At 72.0% G+C, this 12,616-nt stretch carries 10 protein-coding genes; 7 read left to right on the top strand and 3 right to left on the bottom strand.

Features of this window, described 5'->3' with window-relative positions; all coding sequences use genetic code 11:
* Nucleotides 1-63 precede the first annotated feature (63 nt).
* On the bottom strand, nt 64-1,032 hold the full coding sequence (gene meaB, locus WQO_RS24815) for a methylmalonyl Co-A mutase-associated GTPase MeaB (RefSeq protein WP_010060141.1): 969 nt from the start codon (nt 1,030-1,032) through the stop codon (nt 64-66).
* A gap of 36 nt (nt 1,033-1,068) precedes the next feature.
* Nucleotides 1,069-2,244 carry an acetyl-CoA C-acetyltransferase gene (locus WQO_RS24810; protein WP_010060142.1) on the bottom strand — a complete coding sequence of 392 codons (1,176 nt, stop codon included), beginning with the start codon at nt 2,242-2,244 and terminating at the stop codon, nt 1,069-1,071.
* A gap of 175 nt (nt 2,245-2,419) precedes the next feature.
* Here WQO_RS24810 and mce point away from each other — a divergent pair, with 175 nt between their 5' ends.
* The 7 genes from mce to WQO_RS24775 all read left to right on the top strand — a co-directional run bounded on the left by mce (nt 2,420) and on the right by WQO_RS24775 (nt 12,081).
* Nucleotides 2,420-2,848: a methylmalonyl-CoA epimerase gene (gene mce, locus WQO_RS24805; protein WP_010060143.1), complete on the top strand. Its 429-nt coding sequence runs from the start codon at nt 2,420-2,422 to the stop codon at nt 2,846-2,848.
* 200 nt (nt 2,849-3,048) lie between these two features.
* Entirely contained in the window at nt 3,049-6,942 is a 3,894-nt protein-coding gene (scy, locus tag WQO_RS24800) for a polarized growth protein Scy (RefSeq protein ID WP_010060144.1), read from the top strand.
* A gap of 184 nt (nt 6,943-7,126) precedes the next feature.
* Nucleotides 7,127-8,065, top strand: coding sequence for a coiled-coil domain-containing protein (locus WQO_RS24795; protein ID WP_010060145.1), 939 nt, complete (start codon nt 7,127-7,129; stop codon nt 8,063-8,065).
* A gap of 84 nt (nt 8,066-8,149) precedes the next feature.
* Complete coding sequence (locus WQO_RS24790) at nt 8,150-9,145, top strand: ABC transporter ATP-binding protein (RefSeq protein WP_029182239.1); 996 nt, start codon at nt 8,150-8,152, stop codon at nt 9,143-9,145.
* 5 nt (nt 9,146-9,150) lie between these two features.
* Entirely contained in the window at nt 9,151-9,930 is a 780-nt protein-coding gene (locus WQO_RS24785) for an ABC transporter permease (RefSeq protein WP_010060147.1), read from the top strand.
* A 139-nt stretch (nt 9,931-10,069) separates the two neighbouring features.
* The gene (locus WQO_RS24780) at nt 10,070-11,233 is read left to right on the top strand and encodes an ABC transporter ATP-binding protein (RefSeq protein WP_010060149.1); all 1,164 of its coding nucleotides are present in this window, start codon (nt 10,070-10,072) and stop codon (nt 11,231-11,233) included.
* The gene (locus WQO_RS24775; protein WP_010060151.1) at nt 11,230-12,081 is read left to right on the top strand and encodes an ABC-2 transporter permease; all 852 of its coding nucleotides are present in this window, start codon (nt 11,230-11,232) and stop codon (nt 12,079-12,081) included. Before WQO_RS24780 ends, WQO_RS24775 begins: the two co-directional genes overlap by 4 nt.
* Nucleotides 12,082-12,085: 4 nt before the next feature.
* On the opposite strand, the gene WQO_RS24770 is transcribed toward WQO_RS24775, so the two are convergent.
* Nucleotides 12,086-12,415: a hypothetical protein gene (locus WQO_RS24770; protein ID WP_010060153.1), complete on the bottom strand. Its 330-nt coding sequence runs from the start codon at nt 12,413-12,415 to the stop codon at nt 12,086-12,088.
* Nucleotides 12,416-12,616 lie beyond the last annotated feature (201 nt).

The raw sequence follows: 12,616 nt of genomic DNA, 5'->3' as shown, positions 1-12,616 counted from the left end.
CGCGAGAAGGCCCCCTGAGCGGCACACATCCGCTCAGGGGGCCTTCAGCGCGCGCTCAGGCGCTCAGGAGCCCTCCGTCAGCCCCGCCACCAGCTCGTCCGCCGCCGCGTACGGGTCGAGGCTGCCCGCCACGATCCGCTTCGCCAGGGCGTGCAGGCGGCGGTCGCCGCGCAGGTCCGCGATCCTCTCGCGGAGCGCGGTGACCGCGATCGACTCGACCTCGTGGGCCGCGCGGGCGGTGCGGCGTTCGGCCAGGACGCCGTGCTCCTCCATCCAGGCCCGGTGCTTCTCCAGGGCCTCGACGACCTCGTCCGTGCCCTGGCCCCGGGCCGCGACCGTCTTCACGATCGGGGGGCGCCAGTCGCCGGGCCCCCGGGACTCCCCGAGGCCCAGCATGTGGTTCAGCTCGCGGGCGGTGGCGTCGGCGCCGTCGCGGTCGGCCTTGTTGACCACGTACACGTCGCCGATCTCCAGGATTCCGGCCTTCGCCGCCTGGATGCCGTCGCCCATGCCCGGGGCGAGCAGCACGACGGAGGTGTCGGCCTGGGAGGCGATCTCCACCTCGGACTGGCCGACGCCGACCGTCTCGACGAGGACCACGTCGCAGCCCGCCGCGTCGAGGACGCGGATGGCCTGCGGAGCGGCCCAGGCAAGGCCGCCGAGGTGGCCCCGGGTCGCCATGGAGCGGATGTAGACGCCCGGGTCCGATGCGTGGTCCGACATCCGGACCCGGTCGCCCAGCAGCGCACCGCCGGAGAACGGCGAGGACGGGTCGACGGCGAGCACGCCGACCCGCTTGCCCGCCCGGCGGTAGGCGGAGACCAGGGCGGAGGTGGAGGTGGACTTGCCGACGCCCGGCGAGCCCGTCAGACCGATGACGTACGCATGGCCCGCCAGCGGGGCCAGCGCCGCCATCACCTCACGGAGCTGCGGGGACGCCCCCTCCACCAGCGAGATCAGCCGGGCCACCGCACGCGGCCTGCCTGCTCGCGCCTGCTCGACCAGCGTGGGGACGTCCACGTCCACGTTCACCGCTCCGTTCTCGCCTTGCCTCGTGTCGTTACGGTGTTACTTGCCCGGGACGCGAATGATCAACGCGTCGCCCTGACCGCCGCCGCCGCACAGCGCGGCCGCGCCCGTGCCACCGCCCCGCCGCTTCAGCTCCAGGGCCAGGTGCAGGACGACCCGGGCGCCGGACATCCCGATGGGGTGGCCGAGCGCGATCGCGCCGCCGTTGACGTTGACCTTGTCCGAGGTGACGCCCAGGTCCTTCATGGACTGGACGGCGACGGCCGCGAACGCCTCGTTGATCTCGATCAGGTCGAGGTCGTCGACGGTCAGGCCGTCCTTCTTCAGCGCGTGCTTGATAGCGCTGGAGGGCTGCGACTGGAGGGAGTTGTCGGGGCCCGCGACGTTTCCGTGGGCGCCGATCTCGGCGATCCATTCGAGGCCCAGCTCCTCGGCCCGGGCCTTGCTCATCACGACGACCGCGGCGGCACCGTCGGAGATCTGCGACGAGGTGCCCGCGGTGATCGTGCCGTCCTTGGCGAAGGCGGGACGCAGCTTGCCGAGGGTCTCCACGGTCGTCTCGGCGCGGATGCCCTCGTCCTGGGAGAACAGGACCGGGTCGCCCTTGCGCTGCGGGATCTCGACCGGGGTGATCTCCGCCTCGAAGAGGCCGTTCTTCTGCGCGGCGGCGGCCCGCTGGTGGGACAGCGCGCCGATCTCGTCCTGGGCGGCGCGGTCCAGGCCGAGACGCCCGTTGTGCTTCTCGGTGGACTCGCCCATGGGGATGTTCTCGTAGGCGTCGGTGAGACCGTCGTACGCCATCGAGTCCAGCATCTCGATCGCGCCGTACTTGTAGCCCTCGCGGGACTTGGGGAGCAGGTGCGGGGCGTTGGTCATGGACTCCTGGCCGCCCGCGACCACCACGTCGAACTCCCCGGCGCGGATGAGCTGGTCGGCCAGCGCGATGGCGTCGAGCCCGGACAGACACACCTTGTTGACGGTGAGCGCGGGGACGTTCATCGGGATGCCGGCCTTGATCGCGGCCTGCCGGGCGGGGATCTGGCCCGCGCCGGCCGTGAGCACCTGGCCCATGATCACGTACTGGACCTGGTCGCCGCCGATGCCGGCCCGGTCCAGGGCCGCCTTGATCGCGACGCCGCCGAGATCGGCCGCGGAGAAGCTCTTCAGGGAGCCGAGGAGACGGCCCATGGGCGTCCGGGCGCCCGCGACGATCACTGAGGTGGTGGTACCGGTCGTTGCTGGCATGGGCACGGCCCCTTGGGATCGGATGTGAACGAGGGTTTACCTGAATGTACTGAGCACTCCCCCGCCCGTCATCCGGCTGCCGGTGTGACGGCGCGCACGTTGCGTAACCATGGCGGGAGCGCCGCGGTCACTCCATGCTGAATCCATGCTGACGCGAATCGATCACATCGGGATCGCCTGTTTCGACCTGGACAAGACGGTCGAGTTCTACCGTGCCACGTACGGGTTCGAGGTGTTCCACTCCGAGGTCAACGAGGAGCAGGGGGTCCGCGAGGCCATGCTCAAGATCAACGAGACCTCGGACGGCGGGGCCTCGTACCTCCAGCTGCTGGAGCCCACCCGCGAGGACTCCGCCGTGGGCAAGTGGCTGGCGAAGAACGGGGAAGGCGTGCACCACATCGCCTTCGGTACGGAGGATGTGGACGGGGACGCCGCGGACATCCGCGAGAAGGGCGTCCGGGTGCTGTACGACGAGCCCAGGACGGGGTCGATGGGGTCCCGGATCACGTTCCTGCACCCCAAGGACTGCCACGGTGTCCTCACCGAACTGGTCACGAGCCGGGCGGACCACTGACCGCCGCATACCCGGCCCGGTAGAGTGGGCGGTTCCGGGCCGGGGCCGGGTCGGGGCCGTACCGCGTCCTCGTCGTTTGTCTGTCACCATTCCCCGGGGGACCGCTCGTCGGCGAGCCCCCCGTGTGCAGAGTCACGACCAGGGTTGGGGTCTCCCCTGCTCGCAGAAGTTGAGAGCTCGGGGAAGGATGGGACCGCGCAGTGCGGGGCTACGAACGCCAGGAGAGCCACCGAGCTGAAGACGACCATCTCTCGCGGTTCGAAGCCGAGATGGACCGGCTGAAGACCGACCGGGAGAAGGCCGTCCAGCACGCCGAGGACCTCGGTTACCAGGTCGAGGTCTTGCGTGCCAAGCTGCACGAGGCCCGGCGCAATCTCGCCACCCGTCCCGCCTACGACAGCGCGGACATCGGCTACCAGGCCGAGCAGATGCTGCGGAACGCGCAGGCCCAGGCCGAGCAGATGCGCAGCGACGCCGAGCGCGAGCTGCGCGAGGCCCGGGCCCAGACGCAGCGGATCCTCCAGGAGCACGCCGAGCACCAGGCGCGCCTTCAGGCCGAGTTGCACACCGAGGCCGTCCAGCGCAGGCAGCGGCTCGACCAGGAGCTGGCGGAGCGCCGTCAGACCGTCGAATCGCATGTCAACGAGAACGTCGCCTGGGCCGAACAGCTGCGCGCCCGCACCGAGTCGCAGGCCCGCCGGCTGCTGGAGGAGTCCCGCGCCGAGGCCGAGCAGGCGCTGGCCGCCGCCCGCGACGAGTCCGCCCGGCTGGCGGAGGAGACCCGTCGGCGGACCGGCTCGGAGGCAGAGACCGCCCGGGCCGAAGCCGAAGCGATCCTGCTGCGCGCCCGCAAGGACGCCGAGCGGCTGCTCGGGGCCGCCTCCGCCCAGGCGCAGGAGGCCACCACCCACGCGGAGCAGCTGCGCTCCAGCACGACCGCGGAGACCGACCAGGCCCGCCAGCAGACCGCCGAGCTGAACCGCACCGCCGAGCAGCGCCTCGCGGAGGCGGAGACCCGGCTGCGCGAATCCCGCCTGGAGGCCGAGAAGGTCCTCGCCGAGGCGAAGGAGGCCGCCGCCAAGCAGCTGGCCGCCGCCGAGTCGCAGAACGAACAGCGCACCCGTACGGCCAAGTCGGAGATCGCCCGGCTGGTCGGCGAGGCCACCAAGAGCACCGAGGCGCTCAAGGAGGAGGCCGAGCAGGCCCTCGCCGACGCCCGTGCCGAGGCGGAGCGGCTGGTCGCCGAGGCGACCGAGAAGGCCGGTACGGCGGCTGCCGAGGACGCCGCCGCCCAGCTGGCGAAGGCGGCCCGCAGCGCCGAGGAGGTGCTCACCAAGGCTTCCGAGGACGCGCAGTCGACGACGAAGGCGGCGCGCGAGGAGGCCGAGCGGATCCGCCGCGAGGCGGAGGCCGAGGCGGACCGGCTGCGCGGCGAGGCGGCCGAGCAGGCCGACGAGCTGAAGGGCGCGGCCAAGGACGACACCAAGGAGTACCGGGCCAAGACGGTCGAGCTCCAGGAGGAGGCCCGTCGGCTGCGCGGCGAGGCCGAGCAGCTGCGCTCCGAGGCGGTCGCCGAGGGCGAGCGGATCCGGGGCGAGGCCCGCCGCGAGGCGGTCCAGCAGCTGGAGGAGGGCGCCCGCACCGCCGAGGAGCTGCTGACCAAGGCCCGCTCCGACGCCGACGAGCTGCGCGCCAAGGCGAACGGCGAGAGCGAGCGCATCCGCACCGAGGCCGCCGAGCGGGCCGCGACCCTGCGCAAGCAGGCCGAGGAGACGCTGGAGCGCACCCGGACCGAGGCCGACGCGCTGCGGGCCGAGGCCGAGGAGCAGGCGGCGGCCGTCACAGCGGCCGCGGAGGCTGCGGCGGCCGAGCTGCGCGAGGAGACCGAGCGCGGCGTCGCCGCCCGGCAGGCCGAGGCCGCCGACGAGCTGACCCGGCTGCACACCGAGGCCGAGGCGAAGCTCGCCGCCGCCGAGGAGGCGCTGGGCGAAGCCCGTACCGAGGCCGAGCGGATCCGCCGCGAGACGAACGAGGAGTCGGAGCGGCTGCGGGCGGAGGCCGCCGAGCGGCAGCGCGCGCTGACCGAGCAGGCCGAGACGGAGGCCGAGCGGCTGCGCGACGAGGCCGCCGCGGACGCCGCCAAGGCCCGGGCCGAGGGCGAGAACGTCGCCGTACGGCTGCGGAGCGAGGCGGCCGCCGAGGCGGAGCGGCTCAAGTCCGAGGCGCAGGAGAGCGCCGGCCGGGTGCGCGCGGAGGCCGCGGCCGCCGCCGAGCGGGTCGGGTCCGAGGCCGCCGAGGCGCTGGCCGCCGCCCAGGAGGAGGCGACCCGCCGCCGCCGTGAGGCCGAGGAGACCCTCAGTGCCGCCCGGTCCGAGGCGGAGCAGGAGCGTGAGCGGGTCCGCGAGCAGAGCGAGGAGCTGCTCGCCTCCGCCCGTAAGCGGGTCGAGGAGGCGGAGGCCGAGGCGCACCGGCTGGTCGAGGAGGCGGACGCCCGGGCGACCGAGCTGGTCGCGGCGGCCGAGCAGACCGCCCAGCAGGTACGGGACTCCGTCTCGGGTCTGCACGAGCAGGCCGAGGAGGAGATCACCGGCCTGCGTTCGGCCGCGGAGCACGCCGCGGAGCGCACCCGTACCGAGGCGCAGGAGGAGGCGGACCGGGTCCGCGCCGACGCGCACGCCGAGCGGGAGCGGGCCTCGGAGGACGCGGTCCGGCTGCGCCGGGAGGCGAACGAGGAGTCGGGCCGGCTCCGGCAGGAGGCGCGCGAGGAGACCGAGGCCGCGAAGGCGCTGGCCGAGCGGACGGTCTCCGAGGCGATCACCGAGTCGGAGCGGCTGCGCGCGGACACCTCCGAGTACAGCCAGCGGATGCGCACCGAGGCGTCCGACGCGCTGGCGTCGGCGGAGCAGGACGCCTCGCGCGCCCGTGCCGAGGCCCGGCAGGACGCCAACCGGATCCGTTCCGAGGCGGCGGCCCAGTCGGACCGGCTGATCGGCGAGTCGACCACCGAGAGCGAACGCATCCGCAACGAGGCCGCCCAGGCCTCCGAGCAGCTCGTCGTCGAGGCCACCACGGAGGCCAACCGCCGCCGCAGCGAGTCCACCGAGAAGGCGGACCGGATGCTGGCCGAGGCCACCGCCGAGTCCGAGCGGCTGCGCACGGAGGCGGCGGAGCGGCTCGGCTCCGCGCAGGAGCACGCGGCCCGCGCCCACGAGGAGGCCGAACGGCTGCGCGCCGAGGCGGAGTCGGCGGCGGAGGAGCTGCGCTCGTCGGCCCGCGAGGAGGCGGACCGGCTGCTGGACGAGGCACGCGAGGCGGCGGCCAAACGCCGGGCGGACGCGGCCGAGCAGGCGGACCAGCTCATCAACAAGGCGCGGGAAGAGGCGCTGCGTACGGCCACCGAGGCCGAGACGCAGTCCGACACGATGGTCGGCGCGGCCCGCACGGAGGCCCAGCGGATCACCTCGGAGGCGACCGTCGAGGGCAACACCCTGGTGGAGCGCGCCCGTGCCGACGCCGACGAACTGCTGGTCGGCGCCCGGCGCGACGCGACGCAGATCCGGGAGCGGGCCGAGGAGCTGCGGGCCCGGCTGGAGAGCGAGATCGAGGAGCTGCACGAGCGGGCCCGCCGGGAGACGTCCGAGCAGATGAAGACCGCCGGGGAGCGTGTCGACAACCTGATGAAGGCGGCGACCGAGCAGCGCGACGAGGCCGAGGCGAAGGCCAAGGAGCTGATGGCGGAGGCCAATTCGGAGGCGAGTAAGGTCCGTATCGCCGCGGTGAAACGGGCCGAGTCGCTGCTGAAGGAGGCCGAGACCAAGAAGGCCGAGCTGATCCGCGAGGCGGAGAAGCTGCGGGCCGACGCGAAGGCCGAGGCCGAGGCCACGGTCGACGCGGGCAAGCGCGAGCTGGACGTCCTGGTGCGCAGGCGCGAGGACATCAATGCGGAGATCTCCCGTGTCCAGGACGTGCTGGAAGCGTTGGAAGGTTTCGAGACTCCGGGCGGGGGCGGGAAACCGGCCGGCGGATCCGCGGGAGGCGCCAAGGCTCCGGCGGCGGCGGGCACACGGTCGGGGGGCAAGTCGTCCGAGCGGTGACCGGTCCGCGGTGCGCCGTGCTTCGTCATGGACATTCAAGCCTTCGAGTGGCAAGCACTCCGGGGGTCAGCCACTCAAAAGGGGTGTCATTCTCCAGATCAAACCGGCATCTTCACGCTGACACGCCGCAATGGCCCCTAGGATTCCCTCTATCACCTCACCGGTCTCATTCGACAGGAACCCCATGAGTGACCCTTCCTCCCCCTTCGGCTTCGAGCACGTGCGCCGTGGCTACGACCGCGGTCAGGTGGACGACCGCATCGCCAAGCTCATCGCGGACCGTGACAGTGCCCTGGCCCGAATCACCTCTCTGGAAAAGCGCATCGAGGAGCTGCACCTCGAGACGCAGAACGCCCAGGCCCAGGTAAACGACGCCGAGCCGTCGTACGCCGGTCTCGGCGCCCGTGTCGAGAAGATTCTCCGCCTCGCCGAGGAAGAGGCGAAGGACCTGCGCGAGGAGGCCCGCCGGGCCGCCGAGCAGCACCGCGAGCTCGCCGAGTCCGCCGCCCAGCAGGTGCGCAACGACGCCGAGTCGTTCGCCGCCGAGCGCAAGGCGAAGGCCGAGGACGAGGGCGTCCGCATCGTCGAGAAGGCCCAGGGCGAGGCGAACACGCTCCGCTCCGACGCCCAGAAGGACGCCCAGCAGAAGCGCGAGGAGGCCGACGCCCTCTTCGAGGAGACCCGCGCCAAGGCCGCCCAGGCCGCGGCCGACTTCGAGACCAACCTCGCCAAGCGCCGCGAGCAGTCGGAGCGCGACCTCGCCTCCCGCCAGGCCAAGGCCGAGAAGCGTCTCGCCGAGATCGAGCACCGCGCCGAGCAGCTCCGCCTGGAGGCCGAGAAGCTCCGCACGGACGCCGAGCGCCGGGCCCGCCAGACGGTGGAGACCGCCCAGCGTCAGGCCGAGGACATCGTCGCCGACGCCAACGCCAAGGCCGACCGGATCCGCAGCGAATCGGAGCGCGAGCTGGCGGCGCTCACCAACCGCCGCGACTCGATCAACGCGCAGCTGACCAACGTCCGCGAGATGCTGGCGACGCTGACCGGCGCCGCCGTGGCCGCCGCCGGCACCCCGGTGGAGGACGAGCCCGCGACCCGCGGTGTCCCGGCCCAGCAGAGCCGCTGACCCCGCAGCAGCGCCGTACCCCCGTGTGCGCCCGGTTCCGCCTTTGTGGTGGCGCCGGGCGCTCTGGCGTTCTAGCGTGTGCGCATGATCGAGCTCGAGGGACTCACCAAACGGTTCGGAAGCAAGGTCGCCGTCGATCATCTGTCGTTTCAGGTCAGGCCGGGCATCGTGACGGGCTTTCTCGGCCCCAACGGCGCGGGCAAGTCGACGACCATGCGGATGATGCTCGATCTCGACAACCCCACCAGCGGTACGGTGCGCATCGACGGCAAGCACTACCGCGACCTCCAGGAACCGCTGAAGTACATCGGGGCGCTCCTCGACGCGAAGGCGATGCACGGCGGCCGCAGCGCGTACAACAACCTGCTGTGCCTGGCGCAGAGCAACCGCATCCCGAGCAGCCGGGTCGACGAGGTGCTCGACATGGTCGGGCTGAGCGCGGTCGCGAAGAAGAAGTCCAAGGGGTTCTCCCTCGGCATGGGCCAGCGGCTCGGTATCGCCTCCGCGTTGCTGGGCGACCCCGAGATCCTGATGTTCGACGAGCCGGTCAACGGACTGGACCCGGAGGGCATCCACTGGATCCGCAATCTGATGAAGGCGCTCGCATCGGAGGGCCGGACGATCTTCGTCTCCTCGCACCTGATGAGCGAAATGGCTCTGACCGCCGACCATTTGATCGTGATCGGCCAGGGCAAGCTGCTCGCCGACACCTCGATGGCGGACTTCATCCAGGAGAACTCCCGCAGCTACACCCGGCTGCGCTCACCGCAGTTCGAACGGCTGCGGGACGTTCTGCACCAGGAGGGCTTCACCGCCGTCGAGACATCGGGCGGCGTCCTGGAGATCGACGGCGCCACGACCGAGGAGCTGGGCGAGCTGGCGGCCCGGCACCAGGTGGTGCTGCACGAGCTGAGCTCCCAGCGGGCCTCGTTGGAGGAGGCGTTCATGCAGATGACGGCCGGCTCGGTGGAGTACCACGCCCATTCGGACCGGGATCCGGCGGCCGAACCTCCCGCGGTGGGGGCCGGCTGGGGCGAGACCTGGAACAAGCCGGGCAGCAACGACACCGAGGGGAAGTGACGACGATGGCATCGGTACCCGCGGTTCTCACCTCGGAGTGGACCAAGATCCGGTCGGTCTCCTCGACGACCTGGACCCTCATCTCGGCGTTCGTGGTCACGGTCGTGATGGGCGCGGCGCTGAGCGCCCTGCTGAACGCCACGTTCGACGACCTCTCCGAGGCCGAGCAGGCCACGTTCGACCCGACCTTCGTCAGCTTCTCCGGGACGGTGCTCGGTCAGCTCGCGATGGTGGTGTTCGGGGTGCTCGTGGTCGGCACGGAGTACAGCTCGGGCATGATCCGCACCTCGCTGGCGGCGGTGCCCCAGCGCGCGACCTTCCTCTTCAGCAAGATCGCGGTGGCCGGTGTGCTGGCCCTCGTCGTGGGGCTGCTCACCAGCTTCGTCTCGTTCTTCCTGAGCCAGGCCATGCTCGGCGACCGGGGCACCGACATCGGCGCGGACAACGTGCTGCGCGCGGTCGTCGGCGGCGGGCTCTACATGGGTCTGATCGCGATCTTCTCCATGGGCGTCGCGGCGATGCTGCGCAGCTCGATGCTGTCGCTCGGCATCCTGATGCCGTTCTTCTTCCTGGTCTCGCAGATCCTCGCGGCGGTGCCGGGGGCCAAGGACGTCGCCCGGTACTTCCCCGACCAGGCCGGTTCCAAGATCATGCAGGTCGTCCCGGACGCGATGAACACCGATCCCGCCCCGTACGGGCCCTGGGGAGGACTCGGGATCATGGTGCTCTGGGTGCTGGCGGCGGTGCTCGGCGGCTTCCTGGTCCTGAAGAACCGGGACGCGTAGAGCCCGTAACCGACCGCTCGCACCCTGTGCGCAACTTGGCCGGAACCGACAGCGCCTGGTTATCCTCCTAAGTCTTACGGGGGTGTGCGGCCGGGTGGCCCGAGCCCCGAACGACAGAGTGAGTCGATGGGGCTGGAGCATGATCGAGGCAGTCGGCCTGACCAAGCGCTACGGCGCGAAGACGGCCGTGGACGACCTTTCCTTCCAGGTGCGGCCGGGGGCCGTCACCGGCTTCCTCGGTCCCAACGGGTCGGGCAAGTCCACGACCATGCGCATGATCCTCGGCCTGGACAGCCCCACCGCGGGTCATGTCACCATCGGCGGCCACCCCTACCGCAGCCTGCCGAACGCACCGCGTCAGGTCGGCGCCCTGCTGGACGCCAAGGGCGTGCACGGTGGCCGCACCGCCCGCAACCACCTGCTGTCCCTGGCCCAGCTGGCCGGGATCCCGGCGGCCCGGGTCGACGAGGTCCTCGGCGTCGTCGGCCTCAGGGACGTCGCCAAGCGGCGTACCAGCGGCTTCTCCCTCGGGATGGGGCAGCGGCTCGGGATCGCGGCGGCGCTGCTGGGCGATCCGCAGGTCCTGCTGTTCGACGAGCCGGTCAACGGTCTCGACCCGGAGGGCATCCACTGGGTCCGCAATCTGATGAAGATGCTGGCCGCCGAGGGGCGCACGGTCTTCGTCTCGTCCCACCTGATGAGCGAGATGGCCCTCACCGCCGACCATCTGATCGTGATCGGGCGCGGCCGGCTGCTCTCCGACATGAGCGTCACCGACTTCATCTCCGCCAACTCCGCGGACTTCGCCCGGGTCCGGGTGCCCGAGGACGGCCCCGAGGACCGGCAGAAGCTGACGGCCACGCTCATCGAGGCGGGCGGCCGGGTCATGTCGGAGCCGGGCGGGGCCCTGCGGGTCACCGGGCTGCCGCTGCCGAGGATCAGCGACCTGGCCCACGGCTGCGACGTACGGCTCTGGGAGCTGTCCCCGCACCAGGCGTCGCTGGAGGAGGCGTACATGCGCCTCACGCAGGGCCTGGTGGACTACCGCTCGACGGACGACGCCAAGGCGGGCCTCGCGGAGCCGCCACCGCTGGACGCGTACGGCCATCCGATCGGCGGCCACGTCGATGAGCCCGTCGTACCGGTGGAGGTGCCGCAGGAGGGCTGGTACGCCCCGCCGCCGCCCGGTCCACGCCCGGCCCCCGCGCCGCCCGCCGCCTCCCCCGCCGCAGAGCCGTCCCCGGCCGCCGAGCCCTCTTCCGCCGCCCCGGCCGGAGAGCAGACCAGCAAGGACCTGAGATGACGTCCCCGGCCACCCCGCAGGACCGCCGGCAGGCGCCGGAGGCGGGCCTGCTGAGCTTCTACGAGTCGCCGATCCCGATCCGGCCCGCCACCCTGGGCGATGCGATCGCCTCGGAGTGGACCAAGCTCCGTTCCGTGCGCGCCACGGTCTGGACGCTCGGCGTGATGGTCGCGCTGATGCTGACGCTCGGGGTGGGCACCGCGCTGCTGCTCGCGGCGAACGACACCAACCTGGCGGGCGAGCCCGCGCTGGCCCTCGGCCTCTTCGGGGTGCTGCTGGGCTCGCTCTGCGTGATCACGCTCGGGGTGCTGACCATCGGCTCCGAGTACAGCACCGGCATGATCCGTACGACGCTGACGGCATGCCCGAGCCGTGCGCGGGTGCTCGCGGCGAAGGCGATCGTCTTCTTCTCGCTGGTCTTCGTCATCACGACGGTGACCGCCGCGGTCGTAGCGGTGTTCCAGACCGTGATCCTGAGCGGTACGGTCGCCGCCTCGGGCGGCGCGTGGGCGCTCGCGACGGTCGGCGTCGGGCTCTACATCGCGGGACTCGGCCTGCTGTCGCTCGGGGTCGGCGCGATCGTGCGGCACACGGCGGGCGCGATCACGATCATGATCGGCGTGGTGCTGCTGCCGCTGGTCCTCGCGCCCTTCATGTTCGCCGACGCCCTGCGGGGCGTTCAGCGCTTCCTGGTCGAGTACTCGATCCCCAACCAGCTCAGCGCGCTCTACGGCACGACGATGACCAACTCCGGCCCGTCCGCCTGGGAACCGCTGCTGGTGATGCTGGGCCTGGTCGCAGTGGCGCTTGGCGGGGCGGTCGCCCTGCTGAACCGGCGCGACGTCTGAGGCTTCAGTAGCGCGGCGCGTTCCGGGACCGCTGCACCTTCGTGGTGCGGCGGTCCTTCGCGTTCCAGCAGGCCTTGTGCCAGTGCCTGCGGTCGTCGATGCCGCCGTACTCCGGCCAGGTCACCAGGTGCGGGACCCCGGAGGGGATCTCCTGGTCGCAGCCGGGGCAGCGGTACCGCTTGCCCTGGGCGCTCGCGCCGCTGACCGGGCGCACCGACCACTCCTCGCCCTGCCAGCTCTCGGTGGCCCCTCCCCCGCCGTACCTGCCGGGCGCCGTGCCGGGACGTTCGTCGGGACTCTCGCCGCCACGGGGGCGGTTGCGGCGCGGGGACACGGGACACCTCACTGAAGCGGTCGGGCTGGGTGCGACCAAGCCTAGGCGGTGTCGTACGGGGCAGCAGTCGATCAGCCCGCCGGTCCGGTCCGGCAGTGGTGTGAGTTAGCGGAAAATCGCAACAACTTCCGTCCGGACCGTGCCTTTGGCACGTGTCAGACGTTGTTGACGGTGGGGGAGAAACGCGTCGGGCCGCAAGGA

The sequence above is a fragment of the Streptomyces globisporus C-1027 genome (assembly GCF_000261345.2).
GTDB lineage: Bacteria > Actinomycetota > Actinomycetes > Streptomycetales > Streptomycetaceae > Streptomyces > Streptomyces pakalii.
This window is presented reverse-complemented; position numbering and strand designations above follow the sequence as displayed.

Bases quoted from the DNA above. Each gene is read 5' to 3' on its own strand.
- WQO_RS24775 (WP_010060151.1), top strand. From the start codon at position 11,230: ATGACGTCCCCGGCCACCCCGCAGGACCGCCGGCAGGCGCCGGAGGCG.
- WQO_RS24795 (WP_010060145.1), top strand. From the start codon at position 7,127: ATGAGTGACCCTTCCTCCCCCTTCGGCTTCGAGCACGTGCGCCGTGGC.
- WQO_RS24780 (WP_010060149.1), top strand. From the start codon at position 10,070: ATGATCGAGGCAGTCGGCCTGACCAAGCGCTACGGCGCGAAGACGGCC.
- mce (WP_010060143.1), top strand. From the start codon at position 2,420: ATGCTGACGCGAATCGATCACATCGGGATCGCCTGTTTCGACCTGGAC.
- WQO_RS24790 (WP_029182239.1), top strand. From the start codon at position 8,150: ATGATCGAGCTCGAGGGACTCACCAAACGGTTCGGAAGCAAGGTCGCC.
- WQO_RS24785 (WP_010060147.1), top strand. From the start codon at position 9,151: ATGGCATCGGTACCCGCGGTTCTCACCTCGGAGTGGACCAAGATCCGG.